The 13147-nt window shown below is 29.3% G+C and carries 14 protein-coding genes and 1 pseudogene; 11 read left to right on the top strand and 4 right to left on the bottom strand.

What is annotated here, in order from left to right:
- The first annotated feature begins 159 nt into the window (after positions 1-159).
- From copB to KA909_RS11090, 8 genes are all read left to right on the top strand, one after another.
- Entirely contained in the window at positions 160-2205 is a 2046-nt protein-coding gene (gene copB / locus KA909_RS11125) for a copper-translocating P-type ATPase CopB (protein ID WP_095256753.1), read from the top strand.
- Positions 2206-2219: 14 nt separating this feature from the next.
- Positions 2220-3653 (top strand): multicopper oxidase family protein, encoded by a 1434-nt coding sequence (gene mco / locus KA909_RS11120; RefSeq protein WP_210128130.1) that lies wholly within the window; start codon positions 2220-2222, stop codon positions 3651-3653.
- A gap of 19 nt (positions 3654-3672) precedes the next feature.
- On the top strand, positions 3673-4218 hold the full coding sequence (locus KA909_RS11115; RefSeq protein WP_002510756.1) for a YdhK family protein: 546 nt from the start codon (positions 3673-3675) through the stop codon (positions 4216-4218).
- Between the two features lie 444 nt (positions 4219-4662).
- Complete coding sequence (locus KA909_RS11110; RefSeq protein ID WP_070829978.1) at positions 4663-4857, top strand: hypothetical protein; 195 nt, start codon at positions 4663-4665, stop codon at positions 4855-4857.
- Between the two features lie 29 nt (positions 4858-4886).
- The gene (locus KA909_RS11105; protein ID WP_070829977.1) at positions 4887-5207 is read left to right on the top strand and encodes an ArsR/SmtB family transcription factor; all 321 of its coding nucleotides are present in this window, start codon (positions 4887-4889) and stop codon (positions 5205-5207) included.
- Positions 5208-5294: 87 nt separating this feature from the next.
- Positions 5295-6179, top strand: a complete 885-nt coding sequence (locus tag KA909_RS11100) for a permease (protein ID WP_210130217.1) — start codon at positions 5295-5297, stop codon at positions 6177-6179.
- A 19-nt stretch (positions 6180-6198) separates the two neighbouring features.
- A complete protein-coding gene (locus tag KA909_RS11095; RefSeq protein WP_210130216.1) occupies positions 6199-7254 on the top strand; it encodes a methyltransferase domain-containing protein in 1056 nt (351 codons plus the stop codon).
- A gap of 24 nt (positions 7255-7278) precedes the next feature.
- Positions 7279-7422 (top strand): hypothetical protein, encoded by a 144-nt coding sequence (locus KA909_RS11090; RefSeq protein ID WP_107362890.1) that lies wholly within the window; start codon positions 7279-7281, stop codon positions 7420-7422.
- 141 nt (positions 7423-7563) lie between these two features.
- Here KA909_RS11090 and KA909_RS11085 read toward each other — a convergent pair whose 3' ends face one another.
- The 3 genes from KA909_RS11085 to KA909_RS11075 form a co-directional block, all read right to left on the bottom strand.
- The gene (locus KA909_RS11085) at positions 7564-7659 is read right to left on the bottom strand and encodes a type I toxin-antitoxin system Fst family toxin (RefSeq protein WP_002387633.1); all 96 of its coding nucleotides are present in this window, start codon (positions 7657-7659) and stop codon (positions 7564-7566) included.
- Between the two features lie 205 nt (positions 7660-7864).
- Positions 7865-8110 (bottom strand): hypothetical protein, encoded by a 246-nt coding sequence (locus KA909_RS11080; RefSeq protein ID WP_210130215.1) that lies wholly within the window; start codon positions 8108-8110, stop codon positions 7865-7867.
- 258 nt (positions 8111-8368) lie between these two features.
- A complete protein-coding gene (locus tag KA909_RS11075; RefSeq protein WP_210130214.1) occupies positions 8369-10291 on the bottom strand; it encodes a MobA/MobL family protein in 1923 nt (640 codons plus the stop codon).
- Between the two features lie 202 nt (positions 10292-10493).
- Between KA909_RS11075 and KA909_RS11070 the strand changes: the two genes are divergently transcribed.
- A complete protein-coding gene (locus tag KA909_RS11070) occupies positions 10494-10775 on the top strand; it encodes a hypothetical protein (RefSeq protein WP_204185468.1) in 282 nt (93 codons plus the stop codon).
- 4 nt (positions 10776-10779) lie between these two features.
- The gene (locus KA909_RS11065) at positions 10780-11019 is read left to right on the top strand and encodes a DUF3847 domain-containing protein (protein WP_210130213.1); all 240 of its coding nucleotides are present in this window, start codon (positions 10780-10782) and stop codon (positions 11017-11019) included.
- A 316-nt stretch (positions 11020-11335) separates the two neighbouring features.
- Here KA909_RS11065 and KA909_RS11060 read toward each other — a convergent pair whose 3' ends face one another.
- Positions 11336-12304: a replication initiator protein A gene (locus KA909_RS11060; RefSeq protein WP_210130212.1), complete on the bottom strand. Its 969-nt coding sequence runs from the start codon at positions 12302-12304 to the stop codon at positions 11336-11338.
- A 479-nt stretch (positions 12305-12783) separates the two neighbouring features.
- Here KA909_RS11060 and KA909_RS11055 point away from each other — a divergent pair.
- Positions 12784-13147, top strand: a pseudogene (locus KA909_RS11055) (DUF536 domain-containing protein); the annotation flags it as partial.

The following is a 13147-nucleotide window of genomic DNA, read 5'->3' as shown; positions in this document are numbered from 1 at the left end:
TTCTTATTTATAAAGTTAAAACATTCTCATATAGCAAGTAAAATAACACTGTACACTACAAAATAAAAAAGTCAAATGGTATATACCCCTATACCGTATATGTTATACTCAAATTGTCTTATTACTATCTTTAAAAATATAAAATTAGGAGGTTTAATTTTGTCGAATAACAAAAAACACCAAAATCATGAGCATCATAGTCATCAAGAACATGAAAATCACACTAGTCATGGTAATCATGAACATCACCATCATGGAAATTTTAAAAGTAAATTCTTTATTTCTTTGATTTTTGCGATACCGATTATTATTTTATCGCCCATGATGGGAGTTAAATTACCGTTTCAAATTTCATTTACAGGGTCAGATTGGATTGTATTAATTCTTGCTACAATTTTATTCTTTTACGGAGGAAAGCCATTTTTATCAGGGGCTAAAGATGAAATTTCAACTAAAAAACCTGGAATGATGACGCTTGTTGCTCTAGGTATTTCAGTAGCTTATATTTATAGTTTATACGCCTTTTATATGAATAACTTCAGTGGTTCATCCACACATACAATGGACTTTTTCTGGGAATTAGCGACTTTAATTTTAATCATGTTATTAGGTCATTGGATTGAAATGAACGCAGTAGGTAATGCAGGCAATGCACTGAAGAAAATGGCAGAACTTTTACCTAATACTGCAGTGAAGCTGATTGATAATAATCAACGAGAAGAAGTTAAAATATCAGATATTCATATTGACGATATTGTGGAAGTCAGAGCAGGCGAAAGTATACCCACAGACGGAATCATTGTTCAAGGAGAAACATCAATTGACGAATCATTAGTTACTGGCGAATCAAAAAAAGTTCATAAAACTCATAATGATGATGTTATTGGAGGTTCAATTAATGGTTCAGGTACAGTACAAGTTAAAGTGACTGCTACGGGTGAAAATGGCTACCTATCTCAAGTTATGGGTCTTGTTAACCAAGCTCAAAATGATAAGTCAAAAGCTGAACTCCTCTCTGATAAAGTCGCAGGTTATTTGTTTTACTTTGCAGTAAGTATTGGCCTGATTTCATTTATTGTATGGATGCTTATTCAAAACAACGTCGATTTCGCACTTGAACGGCTAGTAACCGTATTAGTCATTGCTTGTCCACATGCATTAGGCTTGGCAATACCTTTAGTTACAGCACGTTCTACCTCTATAGGCGCACATAATGGTTTAATCATTAAAAACAGAGAATCTGTAGAAATCGCACAACACATTGATTACATCATGATGGATAAAACTGGGACACTAACTGAAGGTAACTTTTCAGTGAATCACTATGAAAGTTTTACAGACGAGTTAAATAATGAAGAAATATTGAGTCTATTTGCTTCATTAGAAAGTAATTCTAATCATCCACTTGCCACTGGTATTGTTGATTTTGCTAAAGGCAAAAATATTTCATATGCTACTCCTCAAGAAGTTAATAATATTCCAGGTGTAGGCTTAGAAGGCACAGTTGATAATAAAAAACTCAAAATAGTGAATGTTTCTTATCTCGATAAAAGCAATTTTGATTATAATAAAGAACAATTTACGAATCTCGCTCAACAAGGGAATTCTATTAGTTATCTAATTCATGACCGACAAGTTATTGGTATTATCGCACAAGGCGATAAAATTAAAGAAAGTTCAAAACAAATGGTTTCGGATTTATTATCGAGAAACATTACGCCAGTCATGCTTACAGGCGATAATAAAGAAGTGGCACAAACAGTGGCTGAAGAATTAGGTATTAGTGATGTCCACGCGCAATTGATGCCCGAAGATAAAGAAAGTATTATCCAAGATTATCAAAGCAATGGTAGCAAAATCATGATGGTTGGTGATGGTATCAATGATGCGCCAAGCCTTATTAGAGCAGATATTGGTATGGCAATTGGCGCAGGGACAGATGTAGCTGTTGAATCGGGGGATGTCATACTCGTTAAAAGTAATCCTTCTGATATTATCAATTTTTTGTCCCTTTCAAAAAATACGATGAAAAAAATGGTTCAAAATTTATGGTGGGGCGCAGGATATAACGTGATTGCAGTTCCTCTTGCAGCTGGTATATTAGCTTCTATTGGTTTAATATTATCACCTGCTGTGGGTGCAATACTTATGTCTTTAAGTACGATCATCGTAGCAATTAATGCATTTACATTAAAATTAAAATAAAAGAGGTAAATATAATGTATAAAAAAATGTTCACAATTTTAATTACGTTATTTTCTATAATGTTTATGGTTCCTAATGATACTTTTGCAGAAGGTAAGCACAACATGATGGACATGAAAGAAAATGATCAAAAGCGAAATGATATGATGGATATGAAAAGTCATGACGAAAGAAAAAATTTGAATTCTTCACAAGGAAAAAATGAAATAACATTTCCCAAAGTTTTAGATCCTAAAAAAGATAACAATGGTTATAAAAGTTATACATTAAAAGCGCAGAAAGGAAAGACAGAATTTTACAAAGGTAATTTCTCTAACACTTTAGGATACAATGGAAATTTACTTGGGCCAACTTTAAAATTAAAAAAAGGAGATAAGGTTAAAATTAAGTTAGTCAACAACTTAGATGAAAATACAACATTTCATTGGCATGGGTTAGAAATAGATGGAAAAGTGGATGGAGGCCCTTCTCAAGTTATAAAACCAGGAAAAGAAAAAACAATAAAATTTGAGGTTAAACAAGAGGCTGCTACATTATGGTATCATCCCCACCCCTCCCCAAATACAGCTAAACAAGTTTATAATGGTTTATCAGGGTTATTATATATAGAGGATGACAAAAAGAATAATTATCCTAGCAATTATGGGAAAAATGATTTGCCTATAATAATCCAAGATAAAACATTTGTATCTAAAAAATTAAATTATACAAAAACGAAAGATGAAGATGGTACTCAAGGTGATACAGTCCTTGTGAATGGGAAAGTAGATCCTAAATTAACAACAAAAGAAGGAAAAATACGTTTGAGACTTTTAAATGGCTCCAATGCTCGGGATTTAAATCTTAAGCTAAGTAATAATCAAAGTTTTGAATATATTGCTTCAGAAGGCGGCCATTTAGAAAAGACTAAAAAGTTAAAAGAAATTAATTTAGCTCCTTCAGCAAGAAAAGAAATAGTAATAGATTTATCTAAAATGAAAGAAGAAAAAGTCAATCTTGTTGATAATGATGAAACAGTAATTTTACCAATTATTAACAAAGAAAAAAGTACTAACAAAGACACTACTCCAAAAGTAGATAAAAAAATCAAATTAGAAGGTATGGACGATAATGTTACTATTAATGGCAAAAAATTCGATCCTAACAGAATAGATTTCACACAAAAGGTAAACCAGAAAGAAACTTGGGAAATTGAAAACGTCAAAGATAAAATGGGTGGTATGAAGCACCCGTTCCATATCCACGGAACGCAATTTAAAGTTTTATCAGTGGATGGGAAGAAACCTTCAGAAGATATGAGAGGCAAAAAAGACGTTATATCTCTGGAACCTGGACAAAAAGCCAAAATAGAAGTGGTTTTTAAAAATACTGGGACATACATGTTCCATTGTCACATACTTGAGCATGAAGATAATGGAATGATGGGACAAATAAAAGTAACAAAATAATTTATAAGGAGAATTCAATATGATGAAAAAATTGAGCTCAATTATAGTAGCTTCAGGATTAGTATTATCAGCTTGTTCAACTGGTAACGAAGAAGAAGAAAATTCTAAAGATCAAAAACAAGAAAAACATATGAATCATAAGAGTGAAAGTAAAGCCCCAGATAATATGAAAAGTACAGATGACAGTAAATATAAAAAGGACGATAAAATAACAATTACAGCTGATCATATGCCTGGTATGAAAAATGCTAAAGGTACAGTTAAAGGTGCTTACAAAACCTATGCTTATGTCGTGAGTTACACACCTACAAATGGTGATGAAAAAGTTAATAATCACAAATGGGTCGTTAATGAGGAAGTTGCAGATGCCCCTGAAAATGGATTCAAGAAAGGTGATACAGTTAAATTAGAAGCTGACCATATGCCTGGTATGAAAGGTGCAGAAGCTCAAATTGATGATGTAGAAAAAACAACCGTTTATATGGTGGATTATAAATCAACAGAAAACGATGAGATGGTTAAAAATCATAAATGGATGACAACTGACGAACTAAAATCTCGTTAATGTCTATCATTTTAAAGCTTTAAAGTATTTAGTTAGTTATTCACAAATGCAATGAGAATCCCCTTTGTTAAATAGACAAGTAAACAAATAAAATTTATGGCCACTCTCATATCCACAATAATGAGAGTGGCCATTTGTTTAGAAAAATTAAATGATTTTAATGAAAATGAGGGGATCTTTTATAATTTATCAATGGAATTTCGAAAAATATAAAAAATGGAATAGTGAATGTATTGAGCTTTATCATTTATCAAGAAAAGTTATTCTAAATTAGCAGGTAAAGTCACAAGTTGCGATAATTTCAACAACTCTATTTGTATGATTAGGGTGTGCCCTAAATAACATAAATCAGTAGCTTGCAAAAATTTAATTAATAATTTATAGTTAATATATCAAAAAAAGTTGATTTATTGTTTTTAGTATTTTATAAAGGAATTCAATTTTATGAGAATAAATCATGCGAGTACATTATCTATTGATTATTTTGTTAGTTATTTAAACCTAATTATGATATCAAGAGAAGTTTCTTTAAAAGAAGCTGTATCATATATGAAATACTCTTTCTTTAACAACAATATTGAAAGATATGGTGAAATAACTGCACATAACTTTAAACAAGCAGTTGAAAGACTTAAATAATTATCTAATATAAGAATGGAAGTGATTAAATGGAAATAATCAAGACCAATCCAGATGTACATAAAGAAGAACAATTAGATTTTTATGAAAAGATATTTGATGCACTTGCAGATAAGATTAGACTTAAAATTTTACAATCAATACGTCAAAGTGATACAAAGTCTTTGTGCGTGTGCGATTTGGAAGAAATATTAGGATTGAAACAATCTAAACTTTCGTACCATTTAAAAAGATTGGTAGATGCAAATATATTAAGTGCTGAAAAGCATGGTACTTGGAATTATTATCAAATTAATGAGCAACAAATACAGATAGTTTTAAATGAAGATACTTGCTGTAAGATACTTTAAGTATCTTTTTTATCATAGTATTAATCAATTTTTTTTGATTAATAAATCAAGAAATATTGATTAAATAAATTTGGAGGCGTTATACTAATGATAGATTCGATTATAGAATTTATAAAAACATTTCTAATGCTATTTTTTGAATTATTAATACTGTTCATAATCGTAAGTTTTATTGTAAGTCTGATCCAACAAGTAGTTTCGGAAGATAAAATCAAAAGCATGTTAAGCCAGCCTAACCAAGGAATCAATTATTTTTTAGGGATGATATTTGGTGCGATAACGCCCTTTTGTTCCTGTTCGACTATTCCAATACTCGCAGGATTATTAAATTCTAAAGTACCTTTTGGTCCATCTATGAGTTTCTTAATGGCTTCACCATTGATGAACCCATTAATGCTATTTATGTTATGGGCTTTATTAGGTTGGAAAGTTGCTGCTGTTTATTTTGTTGTACTAGCAATATTTAGTATCTTAACAGGTTTTGTATTTTCAAAAATGAATTTAGCTAAAAGTTATAAAGGAGTAAATGTTAAAGGCGATGGATTTTTTGCTAATAAAACAGGATCTCGTTTTAAACAAGCATTAAACGATGCGTGGGCATTTTTATATCCAATGCTTCCTTACCTATTTATTGGTGTATTTATTGGAGCATTCATATATGGATTTGTACCCGAAACATTTATTACAAAATACGCAAGTGGAGATGGCGTTATATCTGTATTTATTGCATCTGTTATTGGTATTCCTATGTATATCAGACCTGAAACAATGTTACCTATAGCTGAAGCATTAGTATCAAAGGGGATGTCCTTAGGAACAGTAGTTGCATTAATCATAGGTGGTGCTGGGGCAAGTATTCCCGAAGTTGTATTATTATCTAAATTATTCAAGAAAAAATTTGTAGTTTCATTCGTTATCGCAATTTTAGTTGTAGCTGTTGCTACAGGATTAATAATCAATATAATTGTTTAAGTTTAAGGAGGATAAATTAATGAATCAAGAAACTTCAGTAATCAATAGGTATGGAAATGCAGCTAAAAAACACGAAGAAAACTTATGTTGCCCAGTAGAATATGATACAAAATATTTAAAGCTTATACCAGATGAAATTATAGAGAAAGATTATGGTTGCGGAGATCCTTTAAGCAAAATCAAAGAAGGAGACACAGTATTAGATTTAGGTTCTGGCGGTGGCAAAGTTCCTTATATAGTTTCTCAAATCGTTGGTGAAACAGGTAAAGTTATTGGTGTAGATATGAATGATGATATGTTAAACCTTGCTAAAAAATATCAAAATCAAATGATTGAAAGAATTGGTTATGACAACATTATTTTTCATAAAGGAAAAATTCAAAACTTAAAATTAAATTTAGAAGAACTCGATAAATATATTCAAGAACACCCTGCTAGTAACTTAGATACTTATCAATCTATCAATCAATATATTAATTACTTAGAAAATGAAATGACAATGATAAAAGATAATAGCATAGATGTGGTTATATCTAATTGTGTTTTAAATTTAGTTTCAACAGATGAAAAAGAAGCATTATTCAAAGAAATTTACCGAGTTTTGAAAAATGGAGGTAAAGCAGTTATTTCAGATATCGTTTCTAATGTAGAAGTACCAGAAAAATTGAGACAAGATGAAAATTTGTGGAGTGGTTGCTATTCAGGAGCTATTCAGGAAAAATCATTTGTTGATTCTTTCGAAGATGTAGGTTTTTATGGTGTAGAAATTGATAAACGTGAAGAAACATGGACTACTATTGAAGATATTGATTTTAGAAGTATGACTGTTATAGCTCATAAAGGTAAAGAAGGACCTTGTATTGATAAAGGACAATCAGTTATATACAAAGGGCCATTTAAACACATTGAAGATGATGATGACCATGTTTTTGAACGAGGTGAACGAACATTTGTATATGAAAAGACCTTTAATATATTAAAGCAAGCACCATATAAAGAAGTTTTTGAATTTATAGATGAAAACGAAAATCTAATTAATAAAAATGAATGTTGTGACACATCATGTGGATGTTAATTAATAATTAAAGGAGGTGTTATAATGGAAAAAAATGCATTTAAAAAAGCAATTTCTAAATTAAAACCTAAAGAACAAGCTTGTTGCTCTGTAGAAATTGAGGAAAAAGAAGAGAACAAAAAAGAAAATACAAATAAAGATCAAAATAATAATAAAGGCTGCTGTTAATGCGCTATTAAATACTAATTTTGCATTCCTCTACTAACCAGTGTTATAATTTAGATAACGAAAATAAGTAATCACTTATACACCAATCCCCTCACTATTGCGAGTAGTGAGGGGATTTTTGTTGGTGTGGCTATATGTCACCTATTTTTTATTGCATTTACTTAGCCAATGAGTAAAAAACGCAATTGCACAGCCACTGATGACTGGCGCTATGATGTGAACGAAAATAAGCATCACTTTATACACCTCCTCTCTACGTCTAAATTGACGCCTGAGAGATAGGCGACCTATATATTATATCATCTGTACTAGATGAGTTACAGATAACTTCTGATAAGTCATTTTATGACTAAATAACTATCAAGACAAGAAGAAACTCGTTTTCAACTCGTTTCAAAAACCAAAAATTCAAATCCAATTTTTCCACGCATGCGAAGGAGTTTTATAACTTCCATTCCCCACTTAACGGCTTAACATCTGCATCAATATATCCGTAATAATCTTTATTTATAAAAAAATCGTCATGAGCATTACAATTTTCACACTTCGTAATAATTGAACAAGCTTTATAATTTTCCATGTCTTGACAATTTTTACTTACAATTTTCAAAGTTGAAAAACCACATTCCCAACACTTCATTTTTATTCTTCGACCAGTCACAAATTGCTTTGAAAATTCATCTTGCATAAAGTCAATTCTCCTTTTTGCTTTATTCCAATTGCTTTATTGATATTGAAGCTTGGATCTTCAACAATATCAAAACTTTTCGAATAGTCTGCTTAATAGCTCACGCTATGCCGACATTTGTTTCAATCAATTTGATAAGTTAAAATTCCATATATAATAATAAATTTCAAATGTTATTTTTAAAATAAAGTCAATGTACCACATTGGGTTAAGTTTCTTATTACTAAAGAATGAACTTTGTATCATTTCAACGGCCTACTATCTTCTCATTTGGTTATTTCTATCTTGTTTCTTCTTCTTTTTCTTATGATTAATATTGTTTTGTTTTTCTGTTTCATTCGCATAATACATAAGGAAGTCACTAGCATTTATCGTTGGTAAATGAATGTGATTAGTTTGTTCATTTTCATGTTCAATACGATTGTCATGATCATTTCTATCTACTTGATTAATATGTTTTTCGATAACTTCTTCTTGATCGACATTATTATATTTCTCAAGTTTAATGAGTAATTGAACTTTCTCATTAGGTGTTTGGTCTTTGACTTTTTCAAAGTTTTTATCGCCTATATCTATTCTTAAATCATCATCAATATGTTCTTTATAACTATCAATTTCTTTTTCTTTTTCCTTAATAAATTGCAACTCAACGTTATATTCAAAGCTATCTTTTTCTAAATTTTTAAGCTGTCTTTGACTAAAGAAAATATCTTTACTCGCTTTTTTATAAGTATCTTCTAGCAATATATCATTAGGAATATTGTTATTTTGTTTAAATTGATATTGAACATGAGTTGCTTTTATAAAGTTACCTTTTTGTGCCTCATCAACAATAAATGCTTTCTCATCATTACTAAATTGTTTATGAGATTTAGGGTACATTTGCTGAACAATTATATTATTTTTCTCACTTTCAGTTAAATAAACATCTTTAGCTGATTGATAAATTTCTTTACGTTTTTCTTCTCTACTTTCTAATTTATTCTTTTCATTGAGTAATTCTTTATAGTTAGATTTAACAGTATTAATAAATTCTTGTTGACTATATCCTTTAGTTTCCATATCTCTTCTAAATTGATAATTAGTATCATAATTGTCAGCATAGAATTTCAATTGATGTCTCTTAATTTCATTTTTAAGTAAGTCATTTTGAATTTTACGACCAAAGGTAGACGCACTATCAAACGTATTTTTTAGTGTTTCTTTCGCCTCTATATAGCCAACATCACGTTGATATCTATTAAATAAAATAGAATAACTATGTTCATTTTTGCTTACTTGATCATTAGCGTTTTGAACAAGTAATCTAATTGCATTTTGTGCTTGTTCTTTCTCTTTATCATTATATACTTCTGATAATTCGCCACGATTGTATTGTCTAATCTGTTCATTTTTTTGTCCGTAATAAGTAACGGGTTGGTACTCAACGCCCTCTTTTTCACAACGTTTTTGTTCATTTTTTTCTAATCGATATTCTTCTCTTGTCAGTGGAATTTCGGCAATTTTTTCTAAACCTTGATCTTCAAAAGAACGACTATCATATCGTCTTAAACTTTGTTCCCGTTCTGAATATTGGTTTAATTTTAATTCCCAATGCTTACGAACTTCTTTGAAATCAAAGTCGGCAAAACGTTCTTGTTTTCTCACTTTATTACCATTTTGATTTAAAATAGCATTACCATTTTCATCATATTGTGTTCTCGTTTTTGTCTTTTTTCCCCAAGTACCGTCTGAATTAAAAGGTCTTTGAGTCAGTAGAACATGAGCGTGTGGGTTGTTCATATCATCTCTATGAATTGAAATATCAGCCACCATTCCTTTGTCTACAAACTCACTTTTTATAAAATCTTTTGTTAATTCAGTTTGCACCTCTCTATCAAAATCATTAGGCAAACTTAACAATACTTCTTTTGCTAATCTAGGATTTTTCGTTTTCGCATTATTCTTTTCAACTTTATCGACTTCATTCCACAAACGCTGTCTATCATTAGTCCAATCAGGTGCATGTTGAGGGGTTAAAATCATGATTTCAGGCTTTACTTTATGATTTCTAAACTTAATTTTTTCATCTGTTCGTTCACTATATAATGCTTCATCAGAACGATAAGACGCTGATGCAACGATATTTTTAGTTGCTCGATTAATGTTAGTCACTCTTAACATAAAGTAACCTTTCTCCATGATTTTACCTCCTCTCTTTTTTTATTTACACCCCTGTGGGAACTATAACAATCAACACATAGGATTGCCCATTTTTATGACAATTTTTAATTTGCATATAAATGGGCAGTATCTTAAGAACTGGTTATATTATACCATGAATAAGCGACTTACCCAATGAATTATGGTATGCTTTATATAGATAAACTAAGGGAGTTTTTTAATGTCTAAAATCAAACAAACAGATATTACGAAATTAAGTCAATTAGAACAACAAATTGAACAACTGAAAGAGCAAAAGAAACAACAAGAAGCACAACTAACTAATAAAATTGGTGGTTATTTTTTAAACAAACTTGATTTAAATATGATCAACTCTAGTGATGAATTGTATAAAATTATGGATAAAGTCATTGAAGAATTTAATAAAGATATCGAACAAAATAGCAGCGACGGGAACAACGAAAATTTAACAGAAGACAAAATTAACCAGAATAGTAAGTGATACGATGAATGATTTTAAAAATCTCAAAAAAATAAATGCTGAAATTGAAAAAGCAGAATTAACAAAACATAGATTAAAAAATTTAGATAGAAAAGAAAGAGCACATAGACTGATTCGAAAAGGTGCAATGCTTGAAAAATATTTTGAATGTGAGCATTTAAGTCCTGATGAAACAGAAGAATTGTTAAGGATATATTCCAACTATATTAATACGAATAAGCCAAATAAATTTAAAAAGAAGTAGTTGATCAGACCTACAAATCTTGGTTTTTTCACTTGAAGAAGAGAATAGACAAGTAATTGAAAATAGTATCAAAAATATTAGTTTTATTATACTTATACAAGTAAAAAACAGGATCAAGAGAAAATGAAATTGAAAAATTAAAAGGTGTAGATGATGAACTATATAACTAATATGATTAATAAAAGAAAGTGCTGGCCGTAGTTACAATGAATAATAATTGTTTATAAAAAGATAGGACTAAAGCTGAAAAGTTTTAGTCCCATCTATGTACCTAATTACATTTCCTTGAATATAAAGTTGGCCAACCATATTCTAATTAACTATTAAATAAAGAAGTGATTGGTAAATTATCACGTCGCTTATTCAACGTATGTACTTCTGCAAATTCAGATTTAAGAGATTTCATGAGATATCCTTGCATTGCTTCAACGGTTTCGTTTTTTTGAATAAGCATGGCTTTAAAGCGTTTAAGAACATGAAGTATTTCTATTTCAACGTCTTCTAATAAGTAATATGTATCAATGGAATTGTTAAAGGATTTCTTGGCTTTTAATAATACAGATTTAATAAGTTTAATTTCATCTACAGAAAAATTACTTAAATAAGTTTGAATACTTTGCGGTAGTTCTTCCAATAATTGAAACTTTAAAGCTTCATCATTAAATTTTGAATAGTAGTGATTTGAATGGTTTGTGTGATTACTAGGATATGTTAATTTCTTATCATTCAAATCATACATATCATTACTCTCAGTCTTAATATAATCAGTATCATTATAATCAGTATCATTAGTGTATCTTTTTGATATATCATGATGTATCATTTTGATATTTCCTGATGTATCATTATCATATTTCTGGATGTATGAATTTGATACATCCGTAGAATACTGCTGTTCTACGTCATTTTCTTGTTGTGTAATACAATATACATCAGCTTTTGTTACTTCAGGTTTTTTTAGATATAGTTTATTTGGTTTATTTAATCCCACTCTGATTTGACTAAACAAATCAGCTCGAGTTAATTCTTTTTTTATTTTAGATAATTTGTTTGGGCTGCTAATATTTAGGATTTGTTTTAACTTTTCGTTAGTATATATAAAGAATATATCTCCGTTTTCATCTATCCAATTATTTTTTATAGATAGATCTAAACGATCTCTTAATATTGACCAAGTTATTTTTGCATCATTAGACAATTTAGTATATTTAGGATTTGTAAAAAATACTTTAGGCAATCGATAGAATTTTTCTTTTTGGATTTCTTTAATATTAAAATTAGACATACAAAAACCTCTTTCATATTCAAATTTTTAAAAGAGGTAATAAAAAGTCATAAGTAAGTATATATGTATTAGACTTGCGCTAATAATTCTTAATATATATAATATGAATACAACAACTATACAAAAAACAACTTTTTTATTACCATTGAGGCCTAACTATTCCCGTAGTTGGGCTTCTTTCTATTTATAATAACATTTTTCAAATCTTTGTTACATTTTTTATATATATTTAATGTATATATCTTGTAAGAATAATAAAAAGCTATATATTGTTTTTATATAGTGATATGGGATTTTATATAAAGAAAGCTATTGTAGCACGTATAAAAGGTATATAATAAGTATATAAAGATGATAAATCGTATTCGTATAATTATATGTATACCTTTTATGTATAAGTATAAAAGTATTGATGTATTAAGTATAATAACTATATAACGCATAATAAATACCGTATATAGTTATACGGAGGCTATTATATGAAAAGTATGAAGAAAATTGCTGACGAACTAAATGTGACAAAAATGACAGTTTATAATAATGCTAAAAAAGCAAATGTGAAATTTCAGAAAATTGATAACGTAAATTACTTATCTAGTGAAGATGAGATTGTAGTAGTAAATAGAATAAAAAAAAATCAAAAAAAGAGCATTGACGTTGAAAGCAAAATAAATGAAAAAAATTCTGAAAATAATGATCCTGTAAAAGATGAAACAATAAAACAGTTATATATTCAACTAGACATATATAAGAAACAGGCAAGTAGAGATAAAGAACAAATAAATACACTTAATAGGCTTCTAGAAAATCAGCAAGTCTTAGCATTAGAAAGCAATAAAAAAA

Source organism: Staphylococcus sp. GDX8P54P (assembly GCF_017893165.1).
GTDB lineage: Bacteria > Bacillota > Bacilli > Staphylococcales > Staphylococcaceae > Staphylococcus > Staphylococcus borealis.
Note: the sequence above shows the minus strand (reverse complement) of the source record. Positions and strands in the feature narration are given on the sequence as shown.

Bases quoted from the DNA above. Each gene is read 5' to 3' on its own strand.
- KA909_RS11065 (WP_210130213.1), top strand. From the start codon at position 10,780: ATGAATGATTTTAAAAATCTCAAAAAAATAAATGCTGAAATTGAAAAA.
- KA909_RS11095 (WP_210130216.1), top strand. From the start codon at position 6,199: ATGAATCAAGAAACTTCAGTAATCAATAGGTATGGAAATGCAGCTAAA.
- KA909_RS11110 (WP_070829978.1), top strand. From the start codon at position 4,663: ATGAGAATAAATCATGCGAGTACATTATCTATTGATTATTTTGTTAGT.
- KA909_RS11060 (WP_210130212.1), bottom strand. From the start codon at position 12,304: ATGTCTAATTTTAATATTAAAGAAATCCAAAAAGAAAAATTCTATCGA.
- KA909_RS11080 (WP_210130215.1), bottom strand. From the start codon at position 8,110: ATGCAAGATGAATTTTCAAAGCAATTTGTGACTGGTCGAAGAATAAAA.
- KA909_RS11100 (WP_210130217.1), top strand. From the start codon at position 5,295: ATGATAGATTCGATTATAGAATTTATAAAAACATTTCTAATGCTATTT.
- KA909_RS11075 (WP_210130214.1), bottom strand. From the start codon at position 10,291: ATGGAGAAAGGTTACTTTATGTTAAGAGTGACTAACATTAATCGAGCA.
- KA909_RS11090 (WP_107362890.1), top strand. From the start codon at position 7,279: ATGGAAAAAAATGCATTTAAAAAAGCAATTTCTAAATTAAAACCTAAA.
- KA909_RS11105 (WP_070829977.1), top strand. From the start codon at position 4,887: ATGGAAATAATCAAGACCAATCCAGATGTACATAAAGAAGAACAATTA.
- mco (WP_210128130.1), top strand. From the start codon at position 2,220: ATGTATAAAAAAATGTTCACAATTTTAATTACGTTATTTTCTATAATG.
- KA909_RS11115 (WP_002510756.1), top strand. From the start codon at position 3,673: ATGATGAAAAAATTGAGCTCAATTATAGTAGCTTCAGGATTAGTATTA.
- KA909_RS11070 (WP_204185468.1), top strand. From the start codon at position 10,494: ATGTCTAAAATCAAACAAACAGATATTACGAAATTAAGTCAATTAGAA.